The sequence below is a fragment of the Yaniella halotolerans DSM 15476 genome (assembly GCF_000420805.1).
In the GTDB taxonomy this organism is placed as follows: domain Bacteria; phylum Actinomycetota; class Actinomycetes; order Actinomycetales; family Micrococcaceae; genus Yaniella; species Yaniella halotolerans.
Map to the genome: position 1 here is coordinate 179,616 of NZ_ATVQ01000004.1, position 14,080 is coordinate 193,695.

Annotated in this window: 15 protein-coding genes; 7 read left to right on the plus strand and 8 right to left on the minus strand. The window is 55.9% G+C overall.

From position 1 onward, the window contains the following. Positions 1-216 precede the first annotated feature (216 nt). Positions 217-948 (minus strand): metal-dependent transcriptional regulator, encoded by a 732-nt coding sequence (locus G583_RS0112570; protein WP_022871533.1) that lies wholly within the window; start codon positions 946-948, stop codon positions 217-219. Positions 949-1,187: 239 nt separating this feature from the next. On the opposite strand from G583_RS0112570, the gene serC reads away from it, so the two are divergent. After that, positions 1,188-2,312, plus strand: coding sequence for a phosphoserine transaminase (gene serC / locus G583_RS0112575; RefSeq protein ID WP_022871534.1), 1,125 nt, complete (start codon positions 1,188-1,190; stop codon positions 2,310-2,312). A 91-nt stretch (positions 2,313-2,403) separates the two neighbouring features. On the opposite strand, the gene G583_RS0112580 is transcribed toward serC, so the two are convergent. Further along, a complete protein-coding gene (locus tag G583_RS0112580) occupies positions 2,404-3,048 on the minus strand; it encodes a DUF3027 domain-containing protein (RefSeq protein ID WP_051129728.1) in 645 nt (214 codons plus the stop codon). After that, positions 3,041-3,424, minus strand: coding sequence for a cold-shock protein (locus G583_RS0112585; RefSeq protein ID WP_022871536.1), 384 nt, complete (start codon positions 3,422-3,424; stop codon positions 3,041-3,043). The genes G583_RS0112580 and G583_RS0112585 overlap by 8 nt, the downstream gene beginning before the upstream one ends. A gap of 169 nt (positions 3,425-3,593) precedes the next feature. On the opposite strand from G583_RS0112585, the gene G583_RS15970 reads away from it, so the two are divergent. The 5 genes from G583_RS15970 to G583_RS0112610 all read left to right on the plus strand — a co-directional run bounded on the left by G583_RS15970 (position 3,594) and on the right by G583_RS0112610 (position 7,584). Continuing rightward, complete coding sequence (locus G583_RS15970) at positions 3,594-3,845, plus strand: hypothetical protein (protein WP_022871537.1); 252 nt, start codon at positions 3,594-3,596, stop codon at positions 3,843-3,845. 57 nt (positions 3,846-3,902) lie between these two features. Beyond that, positions 3,903-4,610, plus strand: coding sequence for a response regulator transcription factor (locus G583_RS0112595; RefSeq protein WP_022871538.1), 708 nt, complete (start codon positions 3,903-3,905; stop codon positions 4,608-4,610). 10 nt (positions 4,611-4,620) lie between these two features. Then, positions 4,621-6,183, plus strand: coding sequence for a sensor histidine kinase (locus tag G583_RS15975; protein WP_022871539.1), 1,563 nt, complete (start codon positions 4,621-4,623; stop codon positions 6,181-6,183). Between the two features lie 104 nt (positions 6,184-6,287). After that, complete coding sequence (locus G583_RS0112605; protein ID WP_022871540.1) at positions 6,288-6,578, plus strand: WXG100 family type VII secretion target; 291 nt, start codon at positions 6,288-6,290, stop codon at positions 6,576-6,578. Positions 6,579-6,651: 73 nt separating this feature from the next. Next, a complete protein-coding gene (locus tag G583_RS0112610) occupies positions 6,652-7,584 on the plus strand; it encodes a DUF4031 domain-containing protein (protein ID WP_022871541.1) in 933 nt (310 codons plus the stop codon). Here G583_RS0112610 and G583_RS0112615 read toward each other — a convergent pair. The 4 genes from G583_RS0112615 to G583_RS0112630 form a co-directional block, all read right to left on the minus strand. Continuing rightward, positions 7,581-8,498 carry an SDR family oxidoreductase gene (locus G583_RS0112615; protein ID WP_022871542.1) on the minus strand — a complete coding sequence of 306 codons (918 nt, stop codon included), beginning with the start codon at positions 8,496-8,498 and terminating at the stop codon, positions 7,581-7,583. The genes G583_RS0112610 and G583_RS0112615 overlap by 4 nt on opposite strands. Positions 8,499-8,641: 143 nt before the next feature. Continuing rightward, positions 8,642-10,279: a chaperonin GroEL gene (groL, locus tag G583_RS0112620; RefSeq protein ID WP_022871543.1), complete on the minus strand. Its 1,638-nt coding sequence runs from the start codon at positions 10,277-10,279 to the stop codon at positions 8,642-8,644. Between the two features lie 209 nt (positions 10,280-10,488). Then, positions 10,489-11,169 (minus strand): LytR C-terminal domain-containing protein, encoded by a 681-nt coding sequence (locus tag G583_RS0112625; protein ID WP_022871544.1) that lies wholly within the window; start codon positions 11,167-11,169, stop codon positions 10,489-10,491. Next, positions 11,166-11,405 carry a DUF3263 domain-containing protein gene (locus G583_RS0112630; protein WP_022871545.1) on the minus strand — a complete coding sequence of 80 codons (240 nt, stop codon included), beginning with the start codon at positions 11,403-11,405 and terminating at the stop codon, positions 11,166-11,168. The genes G583_RS0112625 and G583_RS0112630 overlap by 4 nt, the downstream gene beginning before the upstream one ends. 75 nt (positions 11,406-11,480) lie before the next feature. On the opposite strand from G583_RS0112630, the gene G583_RS0112635 reads away from it, so the two are divergent. Next, entirely contained in the window at positions 11,481-12,200 is a 720-nt protein-coding gene (locus G583_RS0112635; protein WP_022871546.1) for a uracil-DNA glycosylase, read from the plus strand. Here G583_RS0112635 and G583_RS15980 read toward each other — a convergent pair. Beyond that, positions 12,197-14,029 (minus strand): threonine/serine exporter family protein, encoded by a 1,833-nt coding sequence (locus G583_RS15980; protein ID WP_022871547.1) that lies wholly within the window; start codon positions 14,027-14,029, stop codon positions 12,197-12,199. The genes G583_RS0112635 and G583_RS15980 overlap by 4 nt on opposite strands. Positions 14,030-14,080 lie beyond the last annotated feature (51 nt).

Sequence of the window (14,080 nt, forward strand, 5' to 3'; positions counted from 1 at the left end):
CTGCTCAGGCACCGAGAGTTAGCTTAGTGCAAGCAAAACAAAATGTCACGTTCGCATAACATTTAGTTGACAATCTTCGCTACCTGATCCGACACTTCCGCGCGTTCATGCGGCACAATTCGTATAACAACTTGTGATATTTCCATAACAGCGCGTTATTTCGGGGCAAACGAAGCCCTATTGGACCCCATATATATTCGGTAGATCACAATTTGGTTACTTGACGCGAACAACCCGAACGTGCGCTGCGGTATCGTCAGAGATCTCAAGTCCCAGATCGGAAAAATCTTGCACGTCTCCGGGAAGCTGTGGTCCGCGCTCAATCGTCCGCACGGCTACATAGCCGTCCGCGGACTCTGCAGCCAACACCGCACCAGGCTGAATGCCCGCCGCAGCAAACTGCGTGAGCAACTCTGGGTCCGTCTGGATGGCCTCAGTCAGCACTTTCACCTCGAAATTGCCTGGCTGCTCCAACGCAACGGTCAGCGGCTCGCCTTCGTACGTAGCGGGCTCAAGGCCCGTGGCGGGACCACCGAGTTCTTCAAGCAACGGGATTTGGTTGCCAAACGGCGAGCTTTCAGGTGAATCAAGCAAGACCATAAGGCGAGCTTCCACCTGATCACTCATCACATGCTCCCACCGGCACGCCTCATCATGAACATAGGGCCAGTCCAAGCCAATCACATCTGCAAGGAGCCGTTCTGCAAGGCGGTGTTTCCGCATGACCGTCGCCGCTGCGTTCAAGCCTTCATCCGTCAGTTCCAAACGACGGTCCGATGCAACATGCAGTAAGCCGTCACGCTCCATCCGTGCCACCGTCTGCGACACCGTGGGACCGGAATGTTCCAGACGCTCGGCAATTCGCGCCCGCAACGGCGCGATGCCTTCCTCCATCAATTCATAGATGGTGCGTAAGTACATTTCAGTTGTATCGATTAGATCTACCACTGCCCACGTTCCTTCATCTGCGCTGCGATCTGAATGCCGCTGGACCAATTAATCCACATTTATCATACGTACCCGACCATGCTGGAACGAGACCTTATCAACAGCCTTTCGCGAAGGGCTGTCGGATTGACCACGTTGGACCTGAAAAGCAGTTCATATGACGGCTTATTGTGGAGAATTACACCTGCAACGGTCCACAATAGATCAGGTAACCTGCCACCTTCTGCTAAGGAGTAGCCATGACCATACCGGACATCGAGATCCCCGAGAACCTCAAACCAGCGGATGGTCGCTTCGGCGCCGGCCCTTCCAAAGTCAGCCCACGAGTCGTCGATGCGGTCGCTGCGGCAGGATCCCACCTCATGGGAACCTCCCACCGCCAAGCGCCTGTGCGTAACCTGGTCAAATCTGTCCAGGAAGGCGTCAGCGAACTCTTTAATGCTCCGGACGACTACCAGGTGGTCCTTGGAATCGGTGGCGCGACCGCGTTTTGGGATACCGCAGCCTTTGGGCTCGTGCGCGAAAAAGCCCAGCACCTGTCGTTTGGTGAGTTTGGCTCCAAATTTGCCAAGGTCACGAACAGCGCTCCGTTTTTGGATGACTCGGTGATCTTGCAGGCAGATCCCGGCACTCGTCCGGTTCCACGCGCCGAATCAGGCGTTGATGTCTACGCCTGGCCGCAGAATGAGACCTCCACCGGCGTCGCGGCTCCGGTTCACCGGGTTGAGGGTGCAGACGACGATGCGCTGGTCTTGGTCGATGCAACATCCGGCGCAGGCGGACTACCGGTCGATGTTGCCCAGTCCGACGTCTACTACTTTTCTCCGCAAAAGAACTTTGCCTCGGACGGTGGCCTCTGGTTGGGCTTGTTCTCTCCTGCGGCAATCGAGCGGGCTGAAGAAATCGCGGCAACCGATCGCTGGATCCCAGACTTCCTGAACCTCAAAACGGCCATTGATAATTCAGCCAAGAATCAGACGTATAACACTCCGGCTCTGGCAACGTTGATTATGCTCAACGAACAGCTTTCTTGGATGAACAGCAATGGCGGTTTGGACTTTGCAACAGGACGCACCAAGGACTCTTCCGACCGGGTCTATACCTGGGCCGAGGCATCGTCGTATGCCACCCCGTTTGTGACTCGTCCAGAAGATCGGTCACAGGTTATCGTCACCATCGATTTCCAGGACGACGTCGACGCCGCGACCGTTGCAGCGGTGCTACGGGCGAATGGCATCGTGGACACCGAGCCGTACCGCAAACTGGGTCGGAACCAGCTGCGCATCGCAACCTTTACCGCAATTGATCCAGAAGATGTGTCAGCACTGACCGCGTGCATCGACTACATCGTCGATCGCCTCTAATCCTTCAGGGTTAAAAAGAATGGTGGCCGTTGGCTTGCAAGAACAGGTGCAGGCCAACGGCCACCATTCTGTCTAATGTGTCGTTGGGGCATTAATTTTTCGAGGCTTCAGCACCCTTTGACTTATCGCCTGACTTCTTATTCTTTTTCTGGCGAGCTGCTTTTTGCTTTGCTCGACGACGCTTGGCGGCACGACGCGCCTGCTTATTCTTTTCTGAGTCGTCTTCAGTTTGCGGCTTCGGTTCCGCCCCAGACTCATCTACGGCTTCAGCTTCGTCTTCTTGCCCATAGCCGGCCTCTTCGAGCGCTTTTGCTGGGTCTTCGCCGGCGGCAATGGCATCGAGTCGGATACGCTCTTCTTCGGACGCTCGATCCATCCAGGGCACCCACTCCGGCGCGAGAATAGAATTTTCACCTGGCAACATACCGGATTCGCACACGGTGATCACTTTGGAACGCGGTGCTCGCGCCAGCGTCGTGAAAAACTCCCAGCCGCCATAGCCGCGAACCTTCGAGGCGAACCGGTGCGTTACCACCCGCTCATCATCGACGACAACACCGATGTGGTCGCCGATTTCAGCTTCATCCGCAAAATCTGCAAGCGCAGTACGCGCGATATCAATGGCCTCGGCCAGCGCCACATCAACCCGGGGTTTCCGGCTCACGGTGCGCGGCGGCCCAAAGGTAGCGCGGGCTTGTTCGGTTGCCGGAACGGTATCTTCTTCTATTTCATGCATCAAATGCATCAGCCACCCTTCTCATGATGGTGGCCATCTGCTCGGCCTGCTTGGAAGCCGGGTAGCGGCCGGAACGCAGCCCGTTGGAGGCCGAGTCAAGCATCCGAATCAAATCGTCAACGATGCCGGCCATGTCCTGGGCTTTGGGTCTCGTGGCACGAACCACTGATGGAAGTTTATCGATTGGTTCTACCGAAAGTGCCTGTGGGCCACGCCGGGAATCCGCAATACCGAACTCAACTCGTGTCCCCGGGCGAAGCTGGGTAACGCCTGCGGGCAAGGCCGATGCCGGCAGATGAATGTCATCGCCGTCGTCGGTGGTGATAAAACCGAATCCCTTATTATGATCGTAAAATTTTACTCTGCCGGTTGGCATGTGTGGTCATTTCCTTTGTCACGTACGTCATTCACAAAGGGTTCCCGTCACGCACCATCCGGGCGCGGTTACGGGAACCCCAAAAGCCTATACCAGGCAAGTATAGTGCCATTCGGAGCCGTACTTCGCAATGAGCGCTATCCTGTGCTGCAAGCGTAGAATACCCTCCATGACCACATATGACCACAAGAATCTCGACGTGACACCGCTCTGGATCAGTACCGTACTGTGGCTCGGGGTCTCGATCGTCGTGGTGTCGTTTTTGGCGCTCGTAGGCGTGCTGATCTACTACTTCGCGGGTGTCACACCGGCAATCTGGCTGTTCTGGTTGGCGCTGCTGGCTTTCCCCACCGGATTCATCCTGCTGCTCGTGGCACTGCTAGGAAACATCATGGTGCGACGTCGCCGTCAGCGTTCCTAGCAACGCATCCAGCAAACGCACAGCTGCCTCTCAGGTTAGTTTTTTTACAATAGAGGCATGACGTCCCAATCTTATGAAGCAAAACTCTTAGTCGTCGATGACGAACCAAACATTCGCGAACTGCTTTCCACTTCGCTGCGGTTCGCTGGTTTCGATGTGATCGCTGCATCGAATGGCCGCGAAGCATTGGAAGCGGCCGAAACACATAATCCGGATCTGGCGGTACTCGACGTCATGTTGCCCGATATGGACGGATTCTCCGTAACCCGTAAACTGCGGGCGACAGGTCGCCACTTTCCAGTCGTTTTCTTGACCGCACGTGACGAGACCGAGGATAAAGTCACCGGTCTTACCGTCGGTGGCGATGACTACGTCACCAAGCCATTTAGTTTGGACGAAGTCGTGGCTCGTATTCGTGCAGTACTTCGCCGTACCGCCCCCGCAGAGGACGACGAAGCGATCATGGTGGTCGATGATCTTGAGCTCGACGATGACGCTCACGAAGTACGCCGGGACGGGAATATCATCGATCTCTCCCCCACCGAGTTCAAACTGTTGCGGTATCTCATGATGAACCCGAATCGAGTGTTGTCGAAAGCGCAAATCCTGGACCACGTCTGGGAATATGACTTCAACGGCGATGCCTCCATTGTGGAATCCTATATTTCATACCTGCGTCGTAAAATTGATACTGATGACCGGCCAAAAATGATCCATACCAAACGCGGTGTCGGCTACCTGCTGCGCACCTCAGACAAACGCTAATTCACGCTACATGGCCACACCGAAACCGCTGCAGTGGATAGCCCGCACCTGGCAGGCCACATCACTTCGCACTCAACTCACGCTGATCACCGGCGTATTGATGGCTTTAACAGTGGCCACAACTGCCCTCTTAACGGCCTCGTTATACCGTCAAGAACTTGTCCGCCAGATTGATGAAGACATTTTCACCAACCGACACAATGTGTCAATGTTTCTCACGTCCATGGGATCAGCGGGGCCCTACGATACGGGAAGCTTCCAACAGACCATCGTGCGGTTTTACGGCGAATCCTGGGATAATGAGGGCAACCTCGTGTCCCGCATTCACACCGAGGGCTCTGATGTGCCAGACATTCAACGCCTCACCGCAGAGCAAGCCGCCGAACACGGTTCTTCCTCCTTTGAGGTACCCGGCCAAAGCGACCAGCAGAGTCAGTGGCGAGTACAGATCTACCGGCTGGAATCCGATGGTGGCACCGTGGCCATTGCTTTACCGATGGACCCCGTCGAACGATCTGTCGAACGTGTAACCACCTTGGTGATCACCATCGGTTTCTTGGCAACCCTGGTCGTCACGATGATTGCTTACGGGCTCGTGACCACGGCCTTCCGTCCGCTCAACCGCGTAGAACGCACCGCAGCGGGAATCGCCGCCGGCGACCTGTCGAAACGTGTGCCCTCAGGAGCCCCTGACACCGAGGTCGGCCGCCTGTCCCGGTCTCTGAACGCCATGCTGGCACACATCGAAATCGCGTTCCGCGCCAATGAACAGTCCGAGGAAAGAATGCGTCGTTTCGTCCAAGACGCATCCCACGAGCTTCGCACACCGTTGGTTACCATTCGTGGCTTCTCCGAGCTCTACCGTCACGGAGCACTGTCATCGGCCGACGATGTTGGCACCGCCATGGGACGCATCGAGTCAGAGGCCAAGCGGATGACCCAGCTGGTGGAAGACCTTCTTACATTGGCGCGGTTAGACGAGCAACGAACGATGGAGTCAAAACCCATCGATCTGCTAGGCCTCGCATCTGACCTGGTTGTCGATACCCGTGCCACAGCACAGGGTCGAAACATCACCCTCACCGGACTCGACGGCGAGTCTGGCCCCCAGCCCGCTCCCACCTTTGGTGACTCAAACCGGCTCCGTCAAGTGATTTCGAATCTGATGACCAACGTGCTGCGTTACACCCCGGAGGATACCGACATTGAGATTGCGGTGGGAACCGAAGATCCACCACCAGGCACCACCCCTGGAGCCAACACAACCGGTGTTCAATCGGTCATCAAACTCCGCGACCACGGTCCCGGGATTTCTGCGGAAGATGCCGAAAAAATCTTCCAGCGTTTCTACCGTGCCGACACGTCCCGCCACCGGGAGACCGGAGGAAGCGGACTCGGTCTAGCCATCGTTGCCGGCATCGTGAGCCAACACAAAGGCAGCGTTCGACACGAGGAAACTCCCGGAGGCGGCGCAACCATGGTTGTTCGGCTGCCCTACCATCCGCTCGATCCAAGCGACGACAAAGATGACAGCGACGAGGATTTCTCCACAGACGACCCTACCGAACAGTAATTATCCACAGCAGGATGGTTCCGCGGCCCCATATCCGCTGATGGTTTCTAAGCTGGCTGAACCACATCACGCTATGTGAAGTCCAACTATCGAGGAGAACCATCATGGCTCGTATTCAAATTGATGTTCAAGAACTTTTCGCAAAGGCAAATGGGGTCCAGTCCACAGCCGATCGGATCCAGGCTGAAGTCAACAGCATGGATGCTCAGCTGCGACAACTACAGGAGTCGTGGGTGGGTCAAGCATCTTCAAACTTCCAGACGGTTGTCACTGAATGGCGCGGGACACAACAACGCGTCGAAGAATCTCTGCGGTCCATTCGGGATGCAATGCAGCACGCTGGTCAGCAATACGAATCGACTGAACAGGCGAACGCAGCGATGTTCCGCGGCTAGCATTCGACATCAACCTTTCACCTCGTCGGCCAGAATCACACGAGGTGAGGGGTTTGGTGGGTAGGCTAGGAGAATGGCCGTATTGATCGATCCCGCACGGTGGCCCGCACACGGCACCGTGTTCTCCCACCTAGTGTCTGACGAGTCACTAGAAGAATTGCACGCTTTTGCCCGTGCAACCGGGGTCGCACCCAATGCCTTCGACGGGGACCACTATGACGTTCCGGTCAGTATGTACGAAGAGCTTGTCGCTGCCGGAGCACAGGAAGTGTCCGGTTCGGAACTGGTCCGTCGCCTGGTGAAATCGGGGTTGCGCATTACCGCAGCAGAGCGATCTTCCAAACTCGAAAAAATTCTGCACCAACGTTTCGCTCGGCTCTTTCCCAATACGTCAGAGCTCGAACGTGATCCAATATGCGATGCCTTATTGGAACGCTGGGATGAAGACCACCGGCACTACCACGACCTAACGCATCTGATGTCCGTGCTCAAGACCATCGAGTATCTCGAACGTCAGGGCGAATCCATGGGACCATTCCCCCGGGCAGTAAAACTTGCCGCGTGGTTCCATGATGCTATCTATCGCGCTGACCCAATGCATCCCCCAGGGCAGGACGAAGAAGACTCCGCACGACTTGCAGAACGCGTCCTACCAGAGCTTGGCGTCCCCGGTCCGGAAATTTTAGAAACCGGACGCTTAATCCGGCTGACATTCACCCATGATCCCATTGAGGAAGATTTCGGCGGCAAGGTGCTCATTGACGCTGATCTCGAGGTCTTGGCTCGTTCCAGCGGAGCCTATCAGCGGTACCGCGAGGGCGTGCGTCAAGATTTTCAAAAAGTCAACGACGAAGACTTCGTCGTCGGCCGCGAAAAATTCATCCGTGGCATGCTGGCGCAAAACCCAATTTTCAATACGCACACCGGCAGAAAACGCTGGGAACGGTCTGCAAGGCGGAACCTCATGTCCGAGCTTTACCCACGACGGGGCAAGCCGCTGAGCTAACTCGCGAGATCTGGGTCGCGTCCGACGAAGCGATCCATGGTCGAGTTGATCCCGAAAAGATCTCGACACCGATCAGCCAGCGGCACAGGAAGTAGATTCAACCATCTGGCCATGGAAGCGCTGGCCGGCAGAATGAGCTGGTGTTTACCAGCTTCTAATGTACGGAATATCCGGTCTGCGACGTCTTCCGGCTCCAAAATCGGCAACAGGGCGTTAGGAGAGCTAGCACCTTCGAACATTCCGGTGGCAACATAGAACGGATGTACGGATAACGTATGAAGGTTGTGACCCTGGTGGCGCATCTCGGCTCGTAATGACTCAGTGAACCCGTGAGCGGCCCACTTCGAGGCAGCGTAGTCCGTCTGGCGTGCGACTCCAGTAAGTGAGGCAGCGGAAGAGATAACAGTGACAGAGCCAAAACGGTTGGTCAACATGCCCGGAAGAAATTGGCGCGTCACCCGGTAGAGCGCTAGAGCGTTGACTTGGAAGGTCCGCTCCACGTCTTCATGGTTCTGTTCAAGAAACGGCTTGCCGGTCACAACACCTGCGTTGTTCACCAGAAAGTCGATACTACCAATGCGGTTACGCACCGCCTCACCTGCAGTATCTACCGACTCGTCGCTGGTTACATCAACAACGTCATACGATGCATCGACTCCAATGTTGAGAATTTCTTGGACGACCTCGTGGGCGACAACCTCGTCAATATCCCATACAACGACATGGGCGGCACGACGTTGCGCCGAGCCGATGGCCAGAAGGCGTCCAATACCAGAGCCGGCGCCGGTGACCAGCACGGTCTGCGCTCGAAGTGACAGCAATCGTTCAGCACGTTTCCGGTACCACACTCCGGCTGCTCCAATAGCGCCAGCGGTGATCGTCACATTGCGAACGGTACGAAGCAATTTCCCCACGGTGTTCCTTTCTGACCTACTGCATCATCCTATCTGGTGCTGCAGCGCTTGGAAACAGAACCATCGGGTTAAAGCACTCACCCCCAGTCAATGCCGGGGGTGAGTGTAAGATCTCGCGATCTTGGAGCAGCTAAGGCAAAGCCTTACATCATGCCGCCCATACCGCCCATTGGGTCCATGCCACCTGCAGCGGCAGCTGGATCAACAGGTTCTGGTTTGTCAGCAATGACAGCCTCGGTGGTCAAGAAGAGACCAGCAATTGAAGCAGCATTCTCCAAAGCGGAACGAGTTACCTTGACCGGATCGTTAATACCAGCGTCAAGGAGGTTGACGTACTCACCGGTTGCTGCGTTCAGACCTTCTTCGGTTGGAAGCTTCTTCACGCGATCGACGACAACGCCTGGTTCCATACCGGCGTTTTGGGCGATCTGCTTCAGTGGAGCTTCAACGCCAACCCGAACGATCTTTGCACCAGTGGCTTCATCACCCTCGAGCTGCAGGTTTTCAAATGCAGTCTGTGCAGCCTCGATCAGGGCAACGCCACCGCCGGCAACGATGCCTTCTTCAACTGCGGCTTTCGCGTTACGAACAGCATCTTCGATACGAGCTTTGCGCTCTTTCAGCTCAACCTCGGTTGCAGCGCCGGAGCGGATGACTGCTACACCGCCGGCCAGCTTGGCCAAGCGCTCCTGCAGTTTTTCACGGTCGTAGTCTGAATCGGTGGTTTCGATTTCGCCACGGATCTGGGTAACACGACCCGCGATCTGTTCGGAATCGCCAGCGCCTTCAACGATGGTGGTTTCGTCCTTGGTTACAACAACCTTGCGTGCGGTACCCAGCATATCGAGGGTTGCGTTCTCAAGGTTCAGGCCAACCTCTTCCGAGATAACCTGGCCACCGGTAAGGATGGCGATGTCGTTGAGCATGGCTTTACGACGGTCACCGAAGCCTGGAGCCTTGACAGCTACTGACTTGAAGGTGCCACGGATTTTGTTGACAACCAGAGTTGCCAAGGCTTCGCCTTCGAGATCTTCAGCAATGATCAGCAGTGGCTTATTCGACTGCATGACCTTCTCGAGGATGCCAACCATGTCACGTGGGTTCGAGATCTTGGAGTTAGCGATCAGGATGTATGGATCTTCAAGAACAGCTTCCTGACGTTCGCCGTCGGTGGCGAAGTAACCGGAGATGTAGCCCTTGTCGAAGCGCATACCTTCGGTCAGTTCCAGATCCAGGCCGAAGGTGTTGGATTCCTCTACGGAGACAACGCCTTCCTTGCCGACCTTGTCCAAAGCTTCAGCAATCAGACGACCAATTTCAGTATCGCCTGCTGAAATTGCAGCAGTGTTCGCGATCTGTTCTTTGGTCTCGACTTCACGAGCCTGTGCCTGGAGTGCATCAGTTACTGCGGTAACAGCCTTGTCGATGCCGCGACGCAGGGCAATTGGATCTGCACCGGCGGCAACGTTGCGTAGGCCTTCCGAGACGAGCGACTGTGCCAAGACAGTTGCGGTAGTCGTGCCGTCACCGGCGACGTCATCGGTGCGCTTGGCAACTTCTTTAACCAGCTCGGCGCCGATTTTTTCGTATGGGTCTTCCAGATCGATTTCACGTGCGATCGATACACCATCGTTCGTGATGGTCGGAGCGCCCCACTGTTTTTCTAGTACGACGTTACGGCCACGGGGGCCCAAGGTGACCTTGACAGCCTCTGCCAGGGTGTTCAAACCCGTTTCGAGGCCGCGGCGTGCTTCTTCGTCAAATGCAATGGTCTTAGCCATGTATTGCACGGTCCTTTCGGGACGAGTAGATTCCGCACCTGCACCAAAGTGCCCGCGACGGCAAACCAGTGCACCTAACCGGGTGGCGGTACAAAGATTTCATCTTATGGTGAGGTAATCCTCCGAGCATGCTTTGGCAGTCATACCCAGAGAGTGCTAACACCAGTTTTAGCACTCGGAACACTTGAGTGCAAGTAGCTAAAGGTTTATTAACTGCCCGTCAATACAACGACAACCCCGTCGACTGACGGTTCGTAGATTGCCGTTGCTCCGAGCTCCTCTGCCACAGCATTCGCCGTCGCTTCGTTATCAGAGAAATAAACGGTGTTTGAAGCTGGCACGGCACCACTCCAGTTGTCAGCAACCGGCACGTTAAAGCCTGCCCCACCGAGTTCCTGGGCCACCGATGCCGCATGCCCTTGAACAGTAGACGCGTTGTAAACCCCAATAGGGACCTCATAGTTCACCGGCTCATCAGACTCTTGCTCCTCAGCATCCGGCTCATCCATCTCAGCGGTCTCTGTCGTGTCTTCAGGGCCTGAGGTCTCGAACGGTTCTAGGTCATCGTCTTCGGCAGTCGGCTCAGGCTCGACAACATCCTCTGGCTCCACCGTTTCCTCTGGATCCTGCGGCTCGTCCTCAACTGCTGCACTAATCGTTTCTTCAGGCGCCGTCTCTGCCTGATTCAGCGGATCGGAGGGCAACAACCACAAGAAGGCGCCAACACCGATAGCAAGAGCAAGTCCGCCGGCAAGAATAATGGCGTTGAGATGACCGCTCCCCTTCGGTGGCGCAAAGTCTTTGCGATGCGCACCTTGCTGCGTTGTGTAGGGCTCGACGTCGTCAAAACGATCGTGTGCATACTTCTGTTCAGAAGATTCTTGACTCACTGTGCAACACCCTCTGCCCGCTGCACGGTAGACCGTGATTGCAACAAGCGATCAACTAACATCGGCGCATAGGCATAGGCACGCTCGGTAGTAATCAGGCGGGCAAGCTTCTGATAGTACCGGGTCGGTGTCATACCAAAGGTGTCGGAAATATCCCGTTCTTTGGCGCCAGCGTAATGCCAGGAGCGTTTTTCAAACTCCAGCATGTGCTGCTCGGTCGCACTCAGCGTTGCCATGCGTCCCCTTTCAGATCCAATCATCGCCCACCAGTCTAAACTACTCCGATCCGTAGTATTCGTTAGGCTAAACCTATGTCCTTTTCACTATGGCCTGACATTGATTCTTCGTGGCATCCCGTTTTAGCACCGGTCAGTCACCAGTTGCACCAACTTATGGAGCAGCTGCAAGCACGACGCGATGCCGGCGAGCACATCGAGCCCAGCCCTGAACACGTTTTACGTGTTTTCCGTTTGCCATTTGAACAGGTTAAAGTCCTGATCGTTGGCCAAGACCCCTACCCCACCCCCGGACACGCGGTCGGACTCAGCTTTGCATTGGACCCATCGGTCCGGCCCATCGCCCGATCACTCACCAACATTTTTCTTGAACGACGCGACGATCTTGGGCTCGAACCAGCAGCTTCCGGCGACCTCAGCGCATGGGAAGCTCAGGGCGTCTTTCTCCTAAACCGTGTGCTCACGGTCACCGCACACGACGCAGGTTCGCATCGCAACATCGGGTGGGAACCGATCACCGAGGCAGTCGTCAAAGCACTAGCCGAACGAGACGCTCCCCTGGCGGTCCTGCTTTGGGGCGGGCAGGCTAGAACACTTGCCCCATTATTCACTGCCCCAAACACGCTGGTCGTCGAGTCCGCACACCCTTCGCCGCTATCTGCCAGACGTGGGTTCTTTGGGTCCAAACCGTTTTCGCGAACTAACACTTTCCTCAACAGTCACGGTCTAACACCGATTGATTGGGCTACCGAAACAGCCCAGCCCACTGCTGCACACCCGACGCTCTTTGATTAGCTATGGGCAAGACGACGACGCTCATTGGCTCTGAGCCCCGACGTCATGGGGCGTGCCAAGGAGTCGCCCAGTACGAGTCCCGTTGTTGTAGCCAAGATAATGATTGAGGCCTGCAAAAGCACTGAGACCCCGTCAGACATCATGTCCACGTTGTATCCCATCTGATACATCGCTCGGAAAATCATCAACCCCGGCAATAAGAAAATACTCGCTGGAACCGCGATCACCAGTTGCGGCGCACGCAAGCTCAACGCAACAATCCTGGCAAAGAATCCTAAGACAACTGCTGCCGCCGCCGGTGCAATACTTGGGCCAAATCCAACCTCGATCGCCGTGACGTAGACGATGTAGCCGATCGCTGAAACCAGCCCTGTTGGCACAATGAGGCGTAACCTTGTCTGTCCTGCAATGGAGTTGCCCATAGCTGCAACCGCAACAAAGATACAGACCAACCAATGCGGATACCGTGGCGTTGGCAGCTGAGTAATATCAATTTCTGGAGCACCCAACATCGCGAGAACGACAATGCCGACCACGATGCCTGCTACCAGACCAACATAAGTCAGCACCGAGGACACAATCCTGCCGGCCGAGGTAATGGGGAAGCCATTAATCCCGTCTTGCACAGCAGATACAATCCGAAGACTGGGTACCAAGAGAATCAACGACGCCGCGATCATCAGTGCGGGGTCTCGGAAAACATCCAACCAGTAGAGCCCGAACGCCAGTGCGGTCGCCATAACCCCGCCGGCCATGGTCGCAAACACATCCGGTGCCCGCCAGCGCGTCATGACAAACACGGTCGCCATACTCAGGGCAGATGCTCCCAAACTCAGCAGTGCCGAAAACCAGGATCCCCCAATAAACAGCACGAAAGCCGTAGCCCAGACACCATTGGCCACAAAGGCAACCCACGGTGGGAACGTTTTCTTCCGGTGCCGAATGGCAGCTAAGGTCGCCTGCGCATCGTCACGTCCTACATCTCCTGCGGCAATGCCCGACACTAATTCATGGAGATCGGCCAACCCTGCAAAATCAGATCCCCAAGAGCGCACGACCCGCTGATACGTGGCGGGAGGCTCACCCACGGGCGCGAAGTTTAACGAAATCGACTGGTTCGTGATGTCGACTTCAGCATCGTAGACGCCATAAGCCTGGGTGACCACGATGATAGAAGTCTCCACTTCAAGGGCTCCGGCACCAAACCTGAACATGGTTTCGCCTAGCTTCAATGCCAGCAACATGGTGTTGTGGGCATCTTTTGCCTCGGCAACCGCCTTATACCGTGCACCAGTTAGCTGATACGGTGAATCATTTAGTCGATCCACCAGTCGTATCGCCTGGGTTGGCAAGGCCTCGGTCGTGGGCGCGTAGTCGTCGACGTAACTCGCCCGTTCGGTATCGTAGTCAGATTTTTTCTGTTTCTGCCGGTCCCCGATGCCTTGAAACGCTTGACGCCAGGTCGTCAGTGCCGGGAATTTTCGTGTATCAGGATCCGTTTTTTCCTGAATGTACGCTGCCTCTTCTTCCTCGTTAGGAAGATCCCGGAGAGGCTGAGGTACGGTTTCGATATCGTCGTCCGTGGAAAGCACCGAGGTAGGCACTGGATCCTGTGGAGCTGTTTCGGGCTCGGTGATCTGCGGCACCACCTGGCGTGCCTCAACATCAGGGTTGGGTAGCGTCACGGCCGGACGGATGACGGGCATGATGCCGACCTCGGGCAGCGGCTCATTGGACTCAGTATCGCCCGTGTCACTCTGCGAAGTTTTGACGGTACTCGGTTCGAGTTCCTCTTCTACATCGTTGCTCTTACGTTCTTCGTTCGCCACCGTTGCCCTCCCTCCAAGCAAAAATCCCGGGCAAAATCTCCCGGGAAACAG

What these genes read in the sequence shown, in the direction of transcription:
- serC (WP_022871534.1), top strand. Translation starts at nt 1,188, where the DNA reads ATGACCATACCGGACATCGAGATCCCCGAGAACCTCAAACCAGCGGAT.
- G583_RS15975 (WP_022871539.1), top strand. Translation starts at nt 4,621, where the DNA reads ATGGCCACACCGAAACCGCTGCAGTGGATAGCCCGCACCTGGCAGGCC.
- G583_RS15970 (WP_022871537.1), top strand. Translation starts at nt 3,594, where the DNA reads ATGACCACATATGACCACAAGAATCTCGACGTGACACCGCTCTGGATC.
- G583_RS0112595 (WP_022871538.1), top strand. Translation starts at nt 3,903, where the DNA reads ATGACGTCCCAATCTTATGAAGCAAAACTCTTAGTCGTCGATGACGAA.
- G583_RS0112580 (WP_051129728.1), bottom strand. Translation starts at nt 3,048, where the DNA reads ATGCATGAAATAGAAGAAGATACCGTTCCGGCAACCGAACAAGCCCGC.
- G583_RS0112605 (WP_022871540.1), top strand. Translation starts at nt 6,288, where the DNA reads ATGGCTCGTATTCAAATTGATGTTCAAGAACTTTTCGCAAAGGCAAAT.
- G583_RS0112610 (WP_022871541.1), top strand. Translation starts at nt 6,652, where the DNA reads ATGGCCGTATTGATCGATCCCGCACGGTGGCCCGCACACGGCACCGTG.
- groL (WP_022871543.1), bottom strand. Translation starts at nt 10,279, where the DNA reads ATGGCTAAGACCATTGCATTTGACGAAGAAGCACGCCGCGGCCTCGAA.
- G583_RS0112585 (WP_022871536.1), bottom strand. Translation starts at nt 3,424, where the DNA reads ATGCCAACCGGCAGAGTAAAATTTTACGATCATAATAAGGGATTCGGT.
- G583_RS0112635 (WP_022871546.1), top strand. Translation starts at nt 11,481, where the DNA reads ATGTCCTTTTCACTATGGCCTGACATTGATTCTTCGTGGCATCCCGTT.
- G583_RS0112630 (WP_022871545.1), bottom strand. Translation starts at nt 11,405, where the DNA reads ATGGCAACGCTGAGTGCGACCGAGCAGCACATGCTGGAGTTTGAAAAA.